Below are 18,215 nucleotides of genomic sequence, written 5' to 3' on the forward strand. Positions count from 1 at the left end.
ATTGTATATCTGGAAATAAGTGTTGATTTTAAAGGCTGGGACGTTTAGACTATATACATTCATATAAACGGGTTCCAATGTATGACAACGGCTTCAACTAAGTCTGTTGTCACGAGTCAAATGATGCGGAGGGAGTGCCTGTCATCCAGACAGCGCACTCGCTTCTTTTTTACATTTTTGCATACATACAAGGCATTTCCCGGTTGAAAGGACAGAGTGAGTGGAGCACCTACATGGCACGTACAACTTAGAACTTGTTATTTTATCCTATATTATTGCATCGTTAGCTTCATACGCTGCCCTTGACCTTGCAGGCCGTGTAAGTCAGGCTAGCGGGATGGCGCGGAATGTATGGCTTACCTGCGGTGCAGTATCGATGGGGCTGGGAATCTGGTCCATGCATTTCGTAGGTATGCTGGCTTTTGTTCTGCCTACGCAAGTCTCCTATTCCACCGGTAAGGTTGTTTTATCTGTTCTACTTGCTATTGTCGCATCGGGGGTGGCCTTGAACATTGCGGGTAGACAATCGGGCAGGATAAGCAAACTCATGATTGCTGGAGTACTGATGACCGCGGGGATCAGCTCGATGCATTATGTGGGAATGGCAGCGATGTCAATTCCGGTTACGTATGAACCAGGCAGAGTGGTGTTATCTATTCTGATTGCAGCGCTTGCTTCATTTGCGGCATTGTGGCTCATGTTTTTCTTCCGTTATCATCAATCAAGACATACTTGGGTTTACAAGATGGGCAGCGGTCTCATTATGGGTATTGGAATCTCTGGCATGCATTATACCGGGATGTCAGCGGCACATTTCCATCATTCACATGGCTCGATGGTAAGTTCAGGTATGCAGATTGAGCCAGGTATTCTCGCCTACTTGATCGCATCGGGCACATTTATTGCTTTGGGTTTGACGTTGTTTGGCATATTTATCAATCAGCGAATGTCACAGAAAGATCGACGGATTCATGAGAATGAGCAATGGTATCAGGCCCTGTATCATAACCATTCGGATGCTATTATTTCAGTGAACAAGGAAGGTATTGTTAAAGGGATTAATGCTGCTGTAACAACAATCACCGGATATCCTGAAAAAGAGGTCATGGATCGTTCCATTGATGAGATCGCTCAGCAAATCGATATAGAGTGGATAAGTGAATTTGATTCCATCGATTGGGATGATCATGGGCTGGAGCAGGCGCACTACATGGCCAAAATGAGAGATGTACAGGGTGAACTTCTGGACCTTAGTATTGTTGTAGTTCCTGTTGTCATTGATGGCAGACATGTGGGAAGTCACATTTTGATCAAAGACGTAACGGAGGAGAAGCAGGCTCAGGAGAAGATTCGTCACCAAGCTTTGCATGATCCGTTGACGGGGCTGCCCAATCGGCGCAAGTTGGATGATGTGCTGGCTTGTACGATTAACGATTCAGCAGAAAAAGGGAACTCTTTTGCCGTTATGGTGATGGATATAGATCGTTTCAAGATGATTAATGACTCGCTGGGACATTCCATTGGAGATGTATTTCTAAGAGAAGTGAGCAACCGGATCATGAAAGCCATAGAAGCTTCTGATCCCTTGGCTATGGAGAATGTCATGCTGGCCCGGATGGGCGGGGACGAGTTCACACTCGTTGTGACCCAGGGTCAAGCGACAGAAGTAAGAGTGGCAGAACTTGCAAAACAGATTGTTGAAGCCATTCAGTTACCTTATCGACTGAAGGAGAATGACTTTTACGTAACCGCCAGCATTGGAATTGCGATGTATCCGGATCATGGAGTGGGCGTGGATGCTTTGTTGAAACATGCGGACTCCGCCATGTATGAAGTGAAGAAAAACGGCAAAAATGGTTTCCAATTCTACACTGCCCAACTGGATTCGGAACTATATGAACGTATTGAGCTGGAGGGTTATCTTCGTAAAGCTTTGGAACGCGATGAGATGGTCCTGTACTATCAACCACAGATTCGTACTGAGGATAGCCGCATGATTGGTGTGGAGGCTCTTATACGTTGGAACCATCCACTCAAAGGTCTGCTCGCACCCAATGTGTTTATCCCGCTTGCAGAAGAGACAGGCATGATCTATGAGATTGGCAATTGGACGCTCCGGGAAGCATGCAGGCAGATGAAACTCTGGCATGCCAGTGGCGGACCACTCATTCCGGTATCGGTTAACTTGTCCAGCCAGCAGTTCCACCAATCCAACTTGGTAGAACAGGTCAAGAATGCACTCTTGGAGACAGGGCTGGATGCTCGATATCTGGAGCTGGAAATAACAGAGAGCATGATGATGGATGCAGCCGTATCCACGGCGATCCTGAATGAACTGACAGCACTGGGTGTCAAGATCAGCCTGGATGATTTTGGTACGGGATACAGTTCACTCAGTTATCTGAAGCATTTCCCGATTCACAAGCTCAAGATTGATCGTTCGTTTGTGACGGACATTACAGAGAGTCACAGCGATCAAGCCATTGTGGCGACCATTATATCGATGGCACAGAATCTCAAGATGGAAGTCATTGCTGAAGGCATTGAGACGAAAGGCCAACTGGATATTCTGATGCAGAATGATTGCCGCGAGATTCAGGGATATTATTTCAGTCGGCCACTGCCGGCAAGTGAAGTGGAGCATGATTTTTTTGTGCCGCTGCGATTGCAGGGTAATAGTACACCACCGGCACCATCCTAATTTTATGTATGCCAAGCGGCAAGTCCCCGTTTATGTCGGGAACTTGCCGCTTTTTTATGTCTTATCTTTTATTAATCATTAAACTCACCCATGATAAGAGCATTTATATTTTCGTTTCCTATAATGATAATCGAAAACCTTACATAAACTTGCGGTGGTGTTTCTTGCCATCATACGTAAACCAGATCGGTTTATCCTCGACACGTGTCTCGACATGTACGGTACGTCCCCAGAGGCGATACAGATAGGGCAGAGTGCGTTCCATATATTTCAGATCCAACTCAATGCCTTCATATTGATGCTTGAGCACGAGTTCCCCTGTCCGCAGATAATCAGCATCTTGCACGACCAAGTAAGGGGAGCCCCCGTTGACACGTGAAAATACGAGCTGATCCCGTATGTTCTCCCAGGACTTGTCGGTGATTTTCCAGTCCGGGCCTTTTTTCTCAAATACGTAGAGGTCCAGATCCTCGGTTAATTGCTTGGTCATGTAATTGCGGATAAAGGAGGTATCGGAATCGAATTCACGCACCTCGAACATTTTGGCACGACCTTGCCCTGGTTTGCGGCCCCAACGTTCCTGTTCTTCACGGGTTGGGTTATCCCAGCGCCGTTCAATATCCTCAAAGATCTTCAGTCCCAAATAATATGGATTCAGACTTTGTTTGGATGGCTGCACCACGGAGGAGTTGAGTTTGGCAAATTCGATCGTATCCTCACTGTTCAGATCAAGCTCACGGATAATGCGTTGATGCCAGTAAGATGCCCAGCCTTCGTTCATGATTTTGGTTTCCATCTGTGGCCAGAAATATAACATCTCCTCACGCATCATACTCATGATATCCCGCTGCCAGTCGGTCAACACTTCCGAGAATTCCTGAATAAACCACATGACATCCTTCTCCGGTTCAGGCGGAAAATGATGGACCTGAATACCTTCAGCGGGTGCTTCTTCCGTCTGCACGTCATCAAGTGACCATAGATCATCATAGCGACCTTCCGGCCGTGGTTTTTTCTCACCGCGCTGCTCCCGCATTTTCATCTCCATGTAACGTTGTTTGTCCAAATGGCGGGGTTTAATCAGCTGTGGGTCCACATGTTCCTGAATTGCGATCACGGCATCGATAAATGCTTCAACCGCTTCCGTGCCGTATTCCATCTCATAATTGCTGATCCGATCCGCCGTAGCGGCCATGCTTTCGACCATATTACGGTTGGATTTGGAGAAGCGGGCATTGTTTTTGAAAAAATCGCAGTGTGCCAATACGTGGGCTACGATCAATTTGTTCTGAATCAGGGAATTTCCATCCAGCAAGAAGGCATAACAAGGGTTGGAGTTGATGACAAGCTCATAAATTTTGCTGAGTCCAAAATCGTATTGCATTTTCATCTTATGAAATGTTTTGCCAAAGCTCCAGTGGCTGAATCTGGTCGGCATGCCGTAGGCTCCAAATGTATAAATAATATCCGATGGGCAGATTTCGTACCGCATGGGGTAATAATCCAGGCCAAAACCATTGGCAATCTCCATAATCTCGGCAATAGCGTATTCTAGGTCGCGGATCTCATCTGTCATCTAACGCTGCCTCCTTCCCGTTTCTGGAAAAAGCTGCGCAAAGCTTTGTACACTTCGCCTTTTTCTTTGATCACATAATACATGAACTGATCCATCTTGATATGACGATAAGCCGACATCAGTGTGCTGCTGCGGTTGTACTGATTCACTTCGCCGTATCCAAACATATTGCTACGCTTCATTAACTCACCGATTAGCTTCACACACCGTTCGTTATCCGAGGTCAGATTATCCCCGTCAGAGAAGTGGAAAGGGTAGATGTTGTAGCTGGAAGGTGGATACCGACTGTCAATAATATCCAGCGCCTTCATATATACAGAGGAGCAGATGGTGCCTCCGCTCTCGCCGCGGGTAAAGAACTCTTCTTCGGTTACTTCCTTGGCTTCCGTATGATGGGCGAGGAAAACAATCTCAACTTTCTCATACTGACGGCGTAGAAAACGGGTCATCCAGAAGAAAAAGCTGCGCGCGCAGTATTTCTCAAACGAACCCATGGACCCGGATGTATCCATCATGGCAATAATAACGGCATTGGATTGTGGAATGATTTTGTCTTCCCATGTCTTGTAGCGCAGGTCATCTGGACTGATGTGATGGATGCCTGGCGTACCAGTCGTTGCATTGCGACGCAGATTCTCCAGAATGGTACGTTTCTTGTCAATATTGGACTGCATGCCTTTTTTGCGAATATCGTTGAAAACTACCGTATGTGTCTCAATCAGGTCTTTATCTTTCTGCTTCAGATCGGGTAATTCCAGCTCAGCGAAGAGCATATCTTCCAATTCCTCAATACTAACTTCGGCTTCCACAATATCATGACCAGGCTGATCACCAGCTTTTTCGCCTTTGCCGGGTTTCTGCGAAGCAGAGGGATCACGACCGATGACGTCTCCGACCTGACTGTCACCGTCTCCTTGACCGACATGTTTTTGCTTCTGGTAGTTATACACAAAACGGTACTCATCCAGACTGCGGATTGGTACCTTGATGATTTGTTTTCCATCAGACATGATGATGTTTTCTTCCGTAATCAGATCAGGCAGATTCTGCTTGATGACATCTTTCACCTTTTGCTGATGGCGCTGTTGGTCCTGGTACCCTTTGCGGTGAAGCGACCAATCTTCCTTCGACACAACGAACGAGTAAGGCTGGTGTGAATTTGACATGTAGGCACCCCCCATTGATTACGCGGCACAGTTTGGCCTGTCGGTAATTAAGTATATTCACGGGCGAGGACGATATGTGATGAGAGTGGATATAAAATGATACAATTACGCAAGTTCACCTCAGAGGTAAGGTGAGTCGTAAGAACAGAACTGCACCATTTTTTACAGAAATAGTGAACAAGTGTGATATCCTTCCTATACAATAGGAGAAAGACATCAATCATTTAATAGATGCATGTAAAGGAAGGATTTATGTGAATAAAAAGGCGATCAAGGCTTGGATTATGTATGATTGGGCCAACTCGGCTTATGCAACAACTGTGCTGGCCGCAGTACTGCCTGTATTCTATGCATCGGTGGCTGCAGCAACGCTGGATACGGATACCGCCGCCTCCTACCTGGCCTATACACACTCCATTGGCATGTTGTGCGTAGCTCTGCTAACACCGTTGCTAGGCACGCTAGCTGATTTGTCAGGACGGAAGGGCGACTTCCTGCGTGTATTTGCAATTATAGGCGTCCTTGCTACATTGGGATTCAGCGCAATCGGTGAAGGGGACTGGTTCCTTGCTTCCGCGTTGCTGGTCATATCTACAATCGGTTTTGCGGGTGGTAACACCTTTTACGATGCAATGCTGCCGGATCTGGTACCCGTGGAACGAAGGGACATGATATCCTCCAAAGGTTATGCCTATGGTTATATTGGAGGAGGCTTGTTGCTTGCAGTGAACCTGCTGATGATTCAGCAACCGGGCTGGTTCGGGATGAGCAGTACACTGGCAGGCACAAGACTTGCTTTCATCACCGTCTCGTTGTGGTGGTTGCTGTTCTCGATACCGATCTTCCGCCATGCTCCGAGACGGCCTGCATCACCGGATCTGCCCGGAACGTGGACAGGGTACGTTGCGGTGGGCGTGCGCAGAATGCGGCAAACCTTTCGTCAGATGCGGCGTTTTCCCCAGTTAATCCGCATGTTGGTGGCTTTCTGGTTTTTTAATGACGGCATTAATACCATCATTCTAATGGCTACGATCTATGGGACAAGTATAGGCATAGGCACAGCTGACCTGATGCTCGCGCTACTGTTAACCCAGTTCATCGGGTTCCCGTGTACATTGTTACTGGGAGCATGGGCACAGCGTTGGGGAGCAAAGCAGGTATTAATCGTTAGCTTATCGGTCTACATATGTATTGTGATTCTCGGTTATTTCATGACACAAGCGATCCACTTCTATGTGCTCGCCGGGCTGGTTGGTGTCGTGCAGGGTGTGAGTCAATCCACAGCGCGTTCCCTGTTTAGCAATCTGATGCCAGCAGGCAGAACAGGAGAGTATTTTGGTTTTGTGAATATTACAGGCAAATTCTCTTCGATCTTTGGTCCATTTGTGTTTGGTTATGTTGGGCAGATCACGGGTTCCACACGTTGGGGTATTCTGTCGCTCATCTTCTTTTTCGTCGCGGGCATTGCTGTATTGTTAACCGTGAAGGTACAGAAGGGATTGCAGGATGCTACACGGGCAGATCAGGAAGAAGAGCGAAATGGGAGCGTTGGAGCTACTGGGAAAAGTTCAGATGTAAGATTTACCTGATGGTTGTTCACCCGTTTTCATATTAAGTTTCTCAACGGATTACGTATGGCTTCAGGCATTGTTCCTCACAGAACATGTCTGGAGCTTATTCGCGTTTGTGCAATCAGAACATAATTGATCCATGAATAAGTGCTTAAATGACAGACAGCAGAATACAGTGAAAGAGTATCAATTTATGAAAAGGTGAAAATAAAAGATTGACATGATACATTTTGTATCATAGAGTAAAACTATAAATACATATTGTATCTGAGAGTTGTCGAATGTAATCATGTGTTTTGCTTCATTCCCGGGTGAACTTCCGACGGAATATTGCAAAATGCTCACCTATAGCATGCATATTACTCGTTTTGCCAAACACAAAGGTAGAGTCTGGTCTATCCCAGCTACACATTTATACTAATGAACAGAGGAGAGGCTGCCATTGATCGATGCTCAAGGTAACGGACTTGTTTTCTTACTATGTGTTCCCCGCAGTGGTAGTTCCTTATCCACCGTAATGCTGCAAAATCATAGTCGTATATTTGCCACCCAGGAAATGTGGTTTCTGATGAATCTTGTCGATTTACCCAAGGCTGATTCACGTGCTTACGGTGGCAGCTCCATCATGCGCCAGTTCTACAATGCCATGGTATCTGAGGATGTCTTTGAGAAGGCGTGCAGAAGTTTTGCTCTTGAAATCTACAATGGATTCCTGGAGGGGAGCGGAGCAGACTTCATCGTTGATAAATCTCCACGGTACTATTACATGCTGGAATGGCTGGATCGTCTGTTCCCTCAGTCCAAGCGTATTCATCTCCAGCGTAATCCTCTGGCCGTAGCAGCATCATTCAAAAAGGTAAACCGCCATACAGGAGAAGGATTCGACCTGATTCATAGTCTGCAGAGCCCCAAATTAAATATGAAATCCGTAGATCTCACACTTGGGATGCTCCGCTTGAATGATTATTTTGCCAAACCCCACTCCAATGCGTATGAATTGCAATATGAACGATTGGTTTCCAATCCTCAAGAAGAACTTGAGAAACTATGTGCGTTTCTGGGAATTCGATATGAACAGGGAATGGAGCAGTATGGACAGTTTCTGGACAGTGCCAAGTCTGACATGTTCTACAGTATGGGCGTGGGTGATCCTTTCCTCTCTTCGCATCAAGAGGCACATCAGGGTTCTGTTAACAACTGGAAAAACATATTAGAACCACATGAAGTTGAACTGTATTGCCGTGTGATGGGGGCAGATCTGTTCCACCAGATGGGATACAGTGAACAGCTCGCAGAAGCCGAACAATGGACGGGTGTACATTATGATGCAAGTCCGGATCAAGAGGTCATTGACCGAATCACGCATCAGTTGACAGCAGCGACCGGTTGCCAGTGGCAACCACAATACCGAATGCAACCGGCAGATTCTGTCGTTCATGATCCGGTTGGGAATCGTAATGACCCAGTTGTCGAAGAACCGGAAAAGACAGACCCGACGCTAGCTGCACTGGTAACGATCAGACAGCTGCAAGCCGCATTACGTGCAGCAGATCATCGTCTGGAACGGGGTTACAGTGAGCGAGAACGCTTGAAAGTCCAGCTGGCTTCTGCTCAAAGCAAAATACAGCGTATCAAATCATGGGTACCATTTGGTCATCAGATCAGCGCATGGGCTTCACAGCGCAAGATTCTACGGGGAGGCAAGTCATGAGCGCCATAGCAGGAATTGTTCACAACGATGGTCAGCAGGCGCTATGGGAAGACAGCTGGCGTCTGTACGCAAGCCTGGGGCATGTCCCTGCGGATACAACAGGGGTGTGGAAAGGCAATGAGGCGTTCCTCAGCTGTCATGCCCAATGGATTACACCGGAGTCGGTTAGCGAGAAGTTGCCTTTATATGATGAGGAAAGTGGTCTGACCATCACGGCAGATGCGATTCTGGATAACCGGGAACAACTGGCAGATCAATTACAGATATCCAGAGCTGAACTGGCTATGTTGGCGGATAGTGAATTGATCCTGCGTGCCTATCAGCGCTGGGGAGACGATGTAGCCGTCCGATTGCTGGGGGATTTTGTATTCGCGATATGGGATGAGCGGAATCGAAAACTGTATGCAGCAAGAGATATTACAGGCATGAGAGCTTTTTATTACCGACATGATGGTTCACGTTTTGCTTTCTGCACACTGATGAATCCGTTGCTCGGGCTTGAAGGGGTACATAAAGAACTTGATGAGACCTGGCTGTCCGAATTCCTTGCCATTCCTGACATGCATGATTCAGCAGATATCAATTCAACTGTATATCGGGGAATAAGCCAGCTGCCTTCTGCACATACACTTGTCTTCCGGGATGGGAGACTGGAGCTGAAGCAATATCATCGCTGGAATGAAGTGGAACCTCTAAGGCTTAAATCCGATGGCGAGTATGTAGAAGCGTTTAGGGAGGTCTTTGGGCAGGCGGTTGGATCACGATTGCGAACGCACAGACAGGTGGCTGCTGCATTAAGTGGCGGACTGGACTCGGGAGCCGTGGTTGGTTTTGCTTCCGGAACACTGAGAAGTCAGGGCAAACGGCTGCAGGCCTATAGTTATGTTCCCGTACCCGATTTCACAGATTATACGTCGAAAACGTTGCTCGCAGACGAACGGCCCTTCATACGTTCCACGATTAATCATGTCGGCAATATCACAGAGAACTACCTCGATTTTGAAGGCAGAAGTCCACTCAGTGAAGTAGATACCTGGCTCGACATTATGGAAATGCCCTATAAATACTTTGAAAATTCATTCTGGATTCGCGGATTCTATGAAAAAGCGAGCCAGCAAGATGCAGGCATCCTGCTCACAGGGGCACGTGGTAATTTCACCATCTCCTGGGGACCGGCTCTGGATTATTACGCCAGTCTACTGAAAAGTGGCCGCTGGTACCGCTGGTTCCGTGAGATGCAGCAGTATAGTGAACGAACGGGCATGCCTTTCTCACGTATAGCCAAGATCACCGGGAAAAAGGCATATCCGGATTGGTTCAAGGCTCAGTCCAAAGGAGCCAGCCAGGCCGCATCCGTACAATTGATCCATCCTGACTTTGCGCAGAGAACGGGTGTACTGGAAAGACTCAAATCCATTATTGTTCTGCAGGGCGGTGCCCAGGCTGATGCACTCAAAGTCCGTGCCGAGAAATTTAATAACCTGGCCATCGCCAACAAAAATGGTGCTGTAGCTACGAAATGTTCTCTGCGTTACCGCGCTTGGGAACGTGATCCGACAAGTGATGCCAGAGTCATCCGGTTCTGTCTGTCCGTTCCGATTGAACAATATGTGAAACAAGGGACGGATCGTTCATTGATTCGCCGGGCTACTTCACCGGAGTTGCCTGACAAGGTCAGACTGAATCAACGGGTACGAGGTGTGCAGCCTGCAGATTGGTTACATCGCATCATTCCAAATTGGGATGCCTTTACGGCTGAGTTACGTGCTTTGTGTTCTGACAGCAAGGTTGCTGGCATATTAAACACGGAGCGTATCAAATCTGCCCTGGCCAACTTTCCAAGTCCGAGACCAGAGCTTGCTTCACATCCAGATCTGCGATTGATGATGCATAGTCTGATCGTCTATCGGTTCATTCGGAAATTCTGATATAGCCCGGTGAACTGTGGGCCCGGATTTTTCTTACAATTGACTCATGATAGGAGGTGAATACGATGCAAATGGAAAAAAAGGAATGGCAAGAACCAGCACTGGAAATATTGGAAGTCAACCAAACAATGGCGGGCACAGGTTACAAACATATCGACTGGGTTACGGTTCACGATGCGGATCTCTACGGAACTAGTTAGAAAGCTTTACCATATGCCATCATACTTAGAAGTGCGAAAAGGAGGTGAATACGATGCAAATGGAAAAAAAGGAATGGCAAGCACCAGCTCTTGAAGTGTTGGAAGTCAATCAAACAATGGCCGGTACTGGCTACAGACAAATTGACTGGATCACGGTTCACGATGCGGATCTGTACGATCCAACTTCCTAAGTTGTTTAGTTTTATGAAGTGTCATCATACTTAAAGGGCGGAAATGCAACAAATCCAGCTTTTCGCCTCCGCCCTTATATTGAGCAACATGAATATAAGGGCTTTTTTTACATTTTATTACGAAGGAGGCGTCGTTCATTGTTGCCTGTGCATTATGTGGCGTATGGTCTGCGCTGGTCGAGCCAAATTCGAATGCCTGAACTACAGATCGCACCCAAGGATGCGGAGACTGATTTTGATGTCGTGGATGTGCACATCGAGTCTTCAGATCTGACCCCATTGTGGGAGGATTGGGATGTAGGCAACGACAACTTTGTGGCACGAGAGGGCAGTCTTTTTTTCAAAATCGAAGATACAGGTCTGTTTCTAATGGAACAAGGAAAGCGCATTGTTGTATCCCCTCAGCCAGGAGCGGATGAGAAAAAGGTCAGATTATTCATCCTGGGCACCTGTATGGCGGTCATTATGATGCAGCGTGGCATCCTTCCATTGCATGGTAGTGCAGTGGTTATTGATGGCTGGGCTTACGCATTTGTCGGACATTCGGGAGCAGGCAAATCGACACTGTCGGCCGCACTGGCATCACGCGGGTATCCGCTTCTCACCGATGATGTTGTTGCACTGACCTGGGATGCCGGAGGAAGAGCTATCGTATCACCTGGTTACCCGCAACAGAAGTTATGGCAACCCAGTCTGGACGGCTTCGGCATGAAGGAACAGGATTATGCAACGGTTCACGCAGAGATTACGAAGTATGCGATACCTGTTCAGCACTATTTTCATGAGATGGCCGTACCACTAGGTGGAGTATTTGAACTTGCTCCACAACCGGAGGAAAACCATACATCTGTTCAACTGGTTGAAGTGGCGGGGCTAGAACGACTGCATCTGTTATGCTCGCATACGTTCCGTGGTGGACTCGTTGCAAGACAGGGGCTGGCACAGTGGTTGTTCGAGACGGCTTCAAGACTTTCAGCAAGTGTGGAGATTGGCAGATTGGTCAGAACGGGTGCTGAGTTTACAGCATTTGAGATGGTGGATCGGATCACAGATCATATACGCAAAGGAGTGCATACAGGACAATGACAGCGACTACGCCGATGAATGTGGAAGACCGGGTAACCCGGAAGGAAGGCAATCTGGTCAGTGATATGGGTAGTGAGAAAGTCATGATGAGCATTAGCTCTGGAAAATACTATAATCTCGGGAGTACCGGTGGACGAATCTGGGACCTGATCGCAGAAGAACGCACGCTGGGTGAAGTTGTTGAGGTACTTGCTGCGGAGTATGAGATTGAGCCAGATGTATGTCGTGAGCAGGTGGTGCAATTCATGGAACATCTGTCCCGTGAAGGTTTAATCGACGTTACTCGCGGAGTGTAGAATGATGTTGCGAAAAATAAAGGCTTATCTCTCGCTCCCGCGGTCGATGCGTCGACTGGTATGGGAGGCCTATATCCTCCTTGGCTGGGCACGCATACAGAAGGCTATGCCATTCGCCAAAATCGCGCCAGGGCTGGGTACGCCTATGGTAGAAACACCGATGACAGGACTCGAACGCAGCGAGGTCATCACTATACGTAATATTTCCAAAGCAATTTCGCTCGCCAGCAAATATACGTTATGGGAAAGCCGCTGCCTTGTAATGGCGATTGCCGGGATGAAGATGCTTGAGCGACGCAAGATAGAGAGTACGTTATACATGGGGACTGCACGGAATAAGCAAGGACATATGATGGCTCATGCCTGGCTGCGAAGTGGTAAATTGATCGTGACCGGAGCTGATACTATGGACCAATATACGGTTGTCGGTGTGTTTGGCAAACGGTGTCCGGAGAAGGGATCTGGGGAGATTGTCTATGATACATGAAAGTGAACTCTATTCATCAGGGTTTCCGAAGGAGCTTAAGCTGATTTTGAGCATGATTAGAGGTGATCTGACGGCTCTATCCCCTGAAGAACTCAAGGCGGGTTTGCAAGGAACCGATTGGCAGCTTTTTCTGCGGCTTGTCTATCATCACCGCTTATACTCTGTCCTTTATGTGAAAATGAAAGAATTAAACTCTGCAATCATTCCTGCAGATGTTATGGAGAGTCTGAGACAACAATATACGGTCAATACGTTCCGCATGTTACATCTAACAGCTGAGATGGAGCAGGTGTGTGGTGCTTTTCGTGAACGCGGTATCCGCAATATTACACTAAAGGGACCAGCGCTCGCCCATGATCTCTATGGCGATGTATCGATGCGAACCTCCAAAGACCTGGATATCCTGATTCCGTTTGATGATGTGGAAGCGGCTGAAGGCATTCTGGCTACCCTCGGATATGTATCCAAGGAAGGGGAGCGGGCACCTACGGTGCGCAGCTGGAAATGGCGGGAACATCATATCTGTTACACCCATCCGGTCAAAAGGACTCAAGTGGAGATCCATTGGCGCTTGAACCCGGATTCGGGCAAAGAAACCAATTTTGAATTGCTGTGGAAACGCAGCCGGTTCAGTTCATACACACAGACACCTGTCCGTATGCTCGAACAAGAAGACCTATGGGCTTATCTCGTAACCCATGGTGCACGACACGGCTGGTTCAGACTGCGCTGGTTACTGGATATCGACCAGATGATCCGCAGTATGCCACTTGATGTGAAGAAATTAGAGAGACGTCTGAAAGCGGAGGGGCGTTTATCGATTGGTTCGCAGGCTCTTCACTTAGCCTCAGATCTGTTGAATACGCCGCTGGATGTAGAGTACAGGTCCTTGATGTCCTTAAGTGACCGTACAGGCAAGCGATTAGCCAACGAAGGCGCAAAGTTCATGAACGACATGCTGGAAAGTCCGGCTGATATGAAGTCTTATCAATCGTATTTGTTTAAACTTCGAAGTACAAAACAGAAATGGTTTTTCTTTATTGAACGTTTATATCCAAGTACATGGGATGTGGATCAATTGCCACTTCCACGTTCTTTGTTTTTTCTATACTTTCCGTTACGTCCGTTTCTCTGGTTCTGGCGGCGAATTAAAAGGTATACGGTGACGGAAAGGGGTAAAGTATGATCTCGGAATTAAGGTATTTCATGCGAAAGTTGCATCATGTCACGGGGCCCATTTTATATTGGAATCTGCTAGGGATGATCTGTATCAGTCTCATGGAAGGGATCGGTATCTACATGCTTGTTCCGATGCTGAGTCTGATTGGCATATTTGAGATGGGCTCCACAGGCTTAAACATTCCCTGGCTTGGCGTCGTGTTGAATCGTTTTTCTGAAAATAGCCAATTGTTACTCGTATTGTTCACTTTTGTGTTGATTGTCTCCGGACAGGCCTGGATGCAGCGTCTCCAGACGATCCGTAATACTCGAATCCAGCAGCAATTTGTACGAACGCTGCGCATGGAAACCTATGGTGCTATTATTATGGCGCAATGGTCATTTTTTCTCCAAAAACGAAAATCCGATTTTAACCATATATTAACGACTGAACTTGCACGTGTGAGCCAGGGAACGAGCATTATGCTGCAAATGGCAGCCTCGCTGATCTTTACGGCCATTCAGATCGGTCTTGCTTTCTGGTTATCCGCCAAGCTGACGGCACTTGTGCTGATCTGTGGATTGTTATTATTTTTTGTCTTGAGAAAATTCGTCAAGCGGGCCAAGCAGATCGGAGACCAGACCTCTGAATTTTCCCAAAGTTATTATAACGGCATTACCGAGCATTTCAACGGCATTAAGGATATTAAGAGCAACATGCTTGAGCGCTCCCACATGAACTGGTTTGAGCGCATGTGCAGACAGATAGAACGCAATGTCATTCAATTTAGCCAATTGAACAGTGGAACACAGCTAATTCACCGGATGTCCGCGGCAATCATTATTGCGGCATTCATCTATCTTTCTCTCCGTGTAATGACGGTGCCACCCGCAAGTCTGCTGCTCATCATCCTAATCTTTTCCCGCTTATGGCCAAGGTTTACGGCAATTCAGTCCAATCTGGAGTACATCAGCTCCATGCTGCCTGCATTTCGGGTAGTCAGAGAATTACAAGCGCAGACGGCGAAGAGTCGTGAGATTAGTGAAGAGATTGCTTCGGCAGGAGACGTTGGAACTGATGGGATTCAACCTATGGAACTGAAGGGATCTATCACCTGTGAGGATGTCTGCTATCGCTATGAGGGAAGTGATGCTTACTCATTGAGAAATGTGCAAGCTTCGATTCCAGCAAGGGGTATGACCGCAATTGTGGGGAAATCCGGAGCAGGCAAAAGCACGCTGATAGATCTGATTATGGGCCTTGTGAGGCCTGAAACTGGTCGTATTTTGATTGACGGTGTTCCTCTGTCAGAAGAACGATTATTGAGCTGGCGAAGTTCAATCGGATATGTCTCCCAAGATCCATTCCTGTTTCACACAAGTATTCGTGAGAATCTGCGTCTGGTTGATCCAAATGCAAGTGAAGAACAGATGTGGCAGGCTTTGCAATTTTCCTCCTCTGCAGCATTTGTACGGAAGTTGCCTCAGGGTCTGGATACGATTATTGGTGATCGGGGTATTCGTCTATCCGGGGGTGAACGTCAGCGATTGGTGCTTGCCCGGGCTATGCTGCGTAATCCTTCTGTATTGGTACTGGATGAAGCAACGAGTGCGCTGGACAGTGAGAATGAACAGTACATTCATGAGGCGCTGGAACGGTTAAAAGGACATGTGACCATTATTGTGATTGCACACCGATTGTCTACGATTCGGACGGCAGATCGTGTAATTGTACTTGATGAAGGTCGGGTGATTCAAGAGGGCGGGTACCAGCAGTTATCTACTGATCCGGTAGGGACGTTCAGCAAACTTTTGAACATGCAAGCGGGTGTTGTGGGGCAGTAAGTGAGTGAGTGGACATCAGAAAACGTTCAAACGTGATGATAGAGTGTGTATCTTTTTCTCTTTATTCATTTATCGATGGTATAACCAGCAATGGGTTCACATAAAGAGGCGCGCCACGATTGGTGCGCCTTTCATGTAAGTAGTTAGTATAATGAGCAAGAATTAATGAACGAGGGCTGTTTTCGTAGGAAGCGTCAGTTGAAGAGCACCGATCTGCTCCAAATGCTGTACGATCTCTTGCACGGCTTCCTCAATGGACCACTGCTCTGTATCGATGATAAATGAAGGAGATTTGGGTACATCATAGGGGGCGGAAATGCCTGTGAAATGCGGGATGTCACCATTGCGTGCTTTTTTGTATAGACCCTTTGGATCACGACGCTCACATTCTTGAATTGAACAGCGCACATAGATTTCAATGAAATCATCTGGTTCAAATAACTGTCTAACCATCTCCCGATCCTGTTCATGAGGAGAGATAAAAGCCGAAAGTACAAACAACCCGGCATCTACCATTAACTTCGATACTTCACCAATTCGCCGCAGATTTTCTTGACGATCCCCTGCTGTAAAACCGAGATCACGGTTCAGTCCATGACGTACATTATCCCCGTCCAGAACATAACAGCGTACGCCTTGATCGTAGAGATACTGCTCCAGGGCAAATGCAAGGGATGACTTTCCTGCACCTGATAACCCGGTAAACCATATGGCACGACTATGGTGCCCATTATGCTTCTCCCGGTCTTGCCTGTTGATGCTGGATGATTGCCAGGTTATGTTGCGCTCTTCCTTCGACATGAGTATCCCGCCTTTTCCCTACCATGATATGTATAATATTTTAACATATTTACAAGATTATAGCACCTTACAGATTTCTTCAAAATAAGCGTGAATCGACAAAATATCGGGTATAGATGTAGTACATACATAAGCATTATGCATATATCCAAGGAGTATTTTGAATCAAATGATGCAAAATGCTCACATCGCAGGAGGAACAATGTCATGAATAAAAACATACAAAACATACAAGTTGGGTTCAAATGCCCGGATTGCCAACAGGATATCCGAGCGGAATTTATAGATGAACAGGTCAGCACGGTTCGTTGTAAGGGTTGTGACAGAGCGTATACACTTTTGAAGCCAACCATAGGTGATGAGATTCTACTGGATTGGGAGCAGGAGGCTTTGTATCACAAGCTGAGGGCAGAGCGGTCCGAACTGGATAATCACAATATGTCGGCCTTGATTATCAAAGTTATCGAGTTGCTTACATGGCGTGATCGGGGAGATGGACAGACCCGTGCTATACAGACCGTGAGGGAATGGCTTGCTTCCAGTGGCAAACCTCAGACCTTACTTGAATTGTTCCATCAATCTCCGCCACAACCTGAAAATAAACGTTTCGATCGTTAATGATTTACATACATTAGCCGTTCCTGTGGCATATTACCTGAAGGTGTTCGTGTGTGCAAACGACTAACCGAATTTTTCAGGAACAGGAGCGGATAGAATGAAGCGAATGGTTCTATATATACTGTTGGGACTGTTATCCATCAGTATGGTACCGGCACAGACTGAAGCATCACCGGTTACCGGAGCGTATCACTTTGGCTTCAAAAAAAGTCAAAACGGTCAACTGCCCTCCATTGATCAGGAAGGCTTCAAATCAATCTTACAACATAACGATGCCATTTTCCTGGGGGATACAAAACAGAAGGAATTGTATCTCACGTTTGATAACGGGTATGAGAATGGATTCACACCTGCCATACTGGATGTTTTGCGTACCAAGAAGGTGCCAGCGGCTTTCTTTGTGACAGGTCATTATCTGAAAGATCAGCCTGAGTTGGTCAAACGTATGGCGGCTGAAGGTCATATTGTCGGTAATCATTCATGGAGTCATCCGGACATGACCCGCATCTCCAATGAAAAGCTTAGAGAGGAACTTGAGAGGGTCAAGACGGAGGTCAATCGGCTGACCGGTCAACAAGCGACCTTTTTACGGCCACCGCGTGGAATTTTTAACAATCGTACGCTTGCAGAGAGTCATGCCCAAGGGTATGTGAATGTGTTCTGGTCTGTTGCTTATAAAGATTGGGATACCAATGTGCAGCGTGGCGCACAATATGCTCATCAACAGGTGTTGAAACAACTCCATCCGGGCGCTGTCATTTTGCTTCATTCAGTATCCAAAGATAACACGGAGGCTCTGGGTTCCATTATTGATGAGGCCCGCAAGCAAGGATATGCATTCAAAAGTCTGGATGATCTGCGGACCAAAAGTTATTGATCC

At 47.0% G+C, this 18,215-nt stretch carries 16 protein-coding genes; 13 read left to right on the top strand and 3 right to left on the bottom strand.

Features of this window, described 5'->3' with window-relative positions:
* Positions 1 to 220: 220 nt before the first annotated feature.
* Positions 221 to 2,701: an EAL domain-containing protein gene (locus tag NSQ20_RS09465; protein ID WP_340032329.1), complete on the top strand. Its 2,481-nt coding sequence runs from the start codon at positions 221 to 223 to the stop codon at positions 2,699 to 2,701.
* A 139-nt stretch (positions 2,702 to 2,840) separates the two neighbouring features.
* On the opposite strand, the gene NSQ20_RS09470 is transcribed toward NSQ20_RS09465, so the two are convergent.
* Both NSQ20_RS09470 and yhbH read right to left on the bottom strand, forming a co-directional pair.
* A complete protein-coding gene (locus tag NSQ20_RS09470) occupies positions 2,841 to 4,277 on the bottom strand; it encodes a SpoVR family protein (protein WP_076252399.1) in 1,437 nt (478 codons plus the stop codon).
* Entirely contained in the window at positions 4,274 to 5,443 is a 1,170-nt protein-coding gene (gene yhbH, locus NSQ20_RS09475) for a sporulation protein YhbH (protein ID WP_036609998.1), read from the bottom strand. Before yhbH ends, NSQ20_RS09470 begins: the two co-directional genes overlap by 4 nt.
* Positions 5,444 to 5,697: 254 nt before the next feature.
* Between yhbH and NSQ20_RS09480 the strand changes: the two genes are divergently transcribed.
* The 10 genes from NSQ20_RS09480 to NSQ20_RS09525 all read left to right on the top strand — a co-directional run bounded on the left by NSQ20_RS09480 (position 5,698) and on the right by NSQ20_RS09525 (position 15,916).
* Positions 5,698 to 7,032, top strand: coding sequence for an MFS transporter (locus NSQ20_RS09480; protein WP_340032330.1), 1,335 nt, complete (start codon positions 5,698 to 5,700; stop codon positions 7,030 to 7,032).
* A 424-nt stretch (positions 7,033 to 7,456) separates the two neighbouring features.
* On the top strand, positions 7,457 to 8,725 hold the full coding sequence (locus tag NSQ20_RS09485) for a sulfotransferase (RefSeq protein ID WP_340032331.1): 1,269 nt from the start codon (positions 7,457 to 7,459) through the stop codon (positions 8,723 to 8,725).
* On the top strand, positions 8,722 to 10,653 hold the full coding sequence (locus NSQ20_RS09490; RefSeq protein WP_036609989.1) for an asparagine synthase-related protein: 1,932 nt from the start codon (positions 8,722 to 8,724) through the stop codon (positions 10,651 to 10,653). The genes NSQ20_RS09485 and NSQ20_RS09490 overlap by 4 nt, the downstream gene beginning before the upstream one ends.
* A 65-nt stretch (positions 10,654 to 10,718) precedes the next feature.
* Positions 10,719 to 10,853 carry a paeninodin family lasso peptide gene (locus tag NSQ20_RS09495; RefSeq protein ID WP_179088635.1) on the top strand — a complete coding sequence of 45 codons (135 nt, stop codon included), beginning with the start codon at positions 10,719 to 10,721 and terminating at the stop codon, positions 10,851 to 10,853.
* Between the two features lie 53 nt (positions 10,854 to 10,906).
* Positions 10,907 to 11,044, top strand: coding sequence for a paeninodin family lasso peptide (locus tag NSQ20_RS09500; RefSeq protein WP_174806426.1), 138 nt, complete (start codon positions 10,907 to 10,909; stop codon positions 11,042 to 11,044).
* 138 nt (positions 11,045 to 11,182) lie between these two features.
* Positions 11,183 to 12,130 carry a hypothetical protein gene (locus tag NSQ20_RS09505; protein WP_036669862.1) on the top strand — a complete coding sequence of 316 codons (948 nt, stop codon included), beginning with the start codon at positions 11,183 to 11,185 and terminating at the stop codon, positions 12,128 to 12,130.
* Positions 12,127 to 12,426 (top strand): lasso peptide biosynthesis PqqD family chaperone, encoded by a 300-nt coding sequence (locus tag NSQ20_RS09510; RefSeq protein ID WP_036669864.1) that lies wholly within the window; start codon positions 12,127 to 12,129, stop codon positions 12,424 to 12,426. Before NSQ20_RS09505 ends, NSQ20_RS09510 begins: the two co-directional genes overlap by 4 nt.
* Position 12,427: 1 nt before the next feature.
* Complete coding sequence (locus NSQ20_RS09515; protein ID WP_101313307.1) at positions 12,428 to 12,913, top strand: lasso peptide biosynthesis B2 protein; 486 nt, start codon at positions 12,428 to 12,430, stop codon at positions 12,911 to 12,913.
* Between the two features lie 52 nt (positions 12,914 to 12,965).
* The gene (locus tag NSQ20_RS09520) at positions 12,966 to 14,099 is read left to right on the top strand and encodes a nucleotidyltransferase family protein (protein ID WP_340033011.1); all 1,134 of its coding nucleotides are present in this window, start codon (positions 12,966 to 12,968) and stop codon (positions 14,097 to 14,099) included.
* Positions 14,099 to 15,916 (top strand): ABC transporter ATP-binding protein, encoded by a 1,818-nt coding sequence (locus tag NSQ20_RS09525; protein WP_340033012.1) that lies wholly within the window; start codon positions 14,099 to 14,101, stop codon positions 15,914 to 15,916. Before NSQ20_RS09520 ends, NSQ20_RS09525 begins: the two co-directional genes overlap by 1 nt.
* A gap of 162 nt (positions 15,917 to 16,078) precedes the next feature.
* Here the strand turns inward: NSQ20_RS09525 and cysC are convergent, their stop codons facing one another.
* The gene (gene cysC, locus NSQ20_RS09530; protein ID WP_340032332.1) at positions 16,079 to 16,717 is read right to left on the bottom strand and encodes an adenylyl-sulfate kinase; all 639 of its coding nucleotides are present in this window, start codon (positions 16,715 to 16,717) and stop codon (positions 16,079 to 16,081) included.
* Between the two features lie 207 nt (positions 16,718 to 16,924).
* Between cysC and NSQ20_RS09535 the strand changes: the two genes are divergently transcribed.
* Positions 16,925 to 17,335: a hypothetical protein gene (locus NSQ20_RS09535; protein ID WP_036609973.1), complete on the top strand. Its 411-nt coding sequence runs from the start codon at positions 16,925 to 16,927 to the stop codon at positions 17,333 to 17,335.
* Between the two features lie 97 nt (positions 17,336 to 17,432).
* On the top strand, positions 17,433 to 18,212 hold the full coding sequence (gene pdaA / locus NSQ20_RS09540) for a delta-lactam-biosynthetic de-N-acetylase (protein ID WP_340019877.1): 780 nt from the start codon (positions 17,433 to 17,435) through the stop codon (positions 18,210 to 18,212).
* The last annotated feature ends 3 nt before the right edge of the window (positions 18,213 to 18,215 follow it).

Source organism: Paenibacillus sp. FSL K6-1122, from assembly GCF_037977015.1.
Classification (GTDB): Bacteria; Bacillota; Bacilli; order Paenibacillales; family Paenibacillaceae; genus Paenibacillus; species Paenibacillus amylolyticus.

What these genes read in the sequence shown, in the direction of transcription:
- NSQ20_RS09470 (WP_076252399.1), bottom strand. Translation starts at nt 4,277, where the DNA reads ATGACAGATGAGATCCGCGACCTAGAATACGCTATTGCCGAGATTATG.
- yhbH (WP_036609998.1), bottom strand. Translation starts at nt 5,443, where the DNA reads ATGTCAAATTCACACCAGCCTTACTCGTTCGTTGTGTCGAAGGAAGAT.
- NSQ20_RS09490 (WP_036609989.1), top strand. Translation starts at nt 8,722, where the DNA reads ATGAGCGCCATAGCAGGAATTGTTCACAACGATGGTCAGCAGGCGCTA.
- NSQ20_RS09495 (WP_179088635.1), top strand. Translation starts at nt 10,719, where the DNA reads ATGCAAATGGAAAAAAAGGAATGGCAAGAACCAGCACTGGAAATATTG.
- NSQ20_RS09500 (WP_174806426.1), top strand. Translation starts at nt 10,907, where the DNA reads ATGCAAATGGAAAAAAAGGAATGGCAAGCACCAGCTCTTGAAGTGTTG.
- NSQ20_RS09510 (WP_036669864.1), top strand. Translation starts at nt 12,127, where the DNA reads ATGACAGCGACTACGCCGATGAATGTGGAAGACCGGGTAACCCGGAAG.
- NSQ20_RS09515 (WP_101313307.1), top strand. Translation starts at nt 12,428, where the DNA reads ATGATGTTGCGAAAAATAAAGGCTTATCTCTCGCTCCCGCGGTCGATG.
- NSQ20_RS09520 (WP_340033011.1), top strand. Translation starts at nt 12,966, where the DNA reads ATGATTAGAGGTGATCTGACGGCTCTATCCCCTGAAGAACTCAAGGCG.
- cysC (WP_340032332.1), bottom strand. Translation starts at nt 16,717, where the DNA reads ATGTCGAAGGAAGAGCGCAACATAACCTGGCAATCATCCAGCATCAAC.
- NSQ20_RS09535 (WP_036609973.1), top strand. Translation starts at nt 16,925, where the DNA reads ATGAATAAAAACATACAAAACATACAAGTTGGGTTCAAATGCCCGGAT.
- pdaA (WP_340019877.1), top strand. Translation starts at nt 17,433, where the DNA reads ATGAAGCGAATGGTTCTATATATACTGTTGGGACTGTTATCCATCAGT.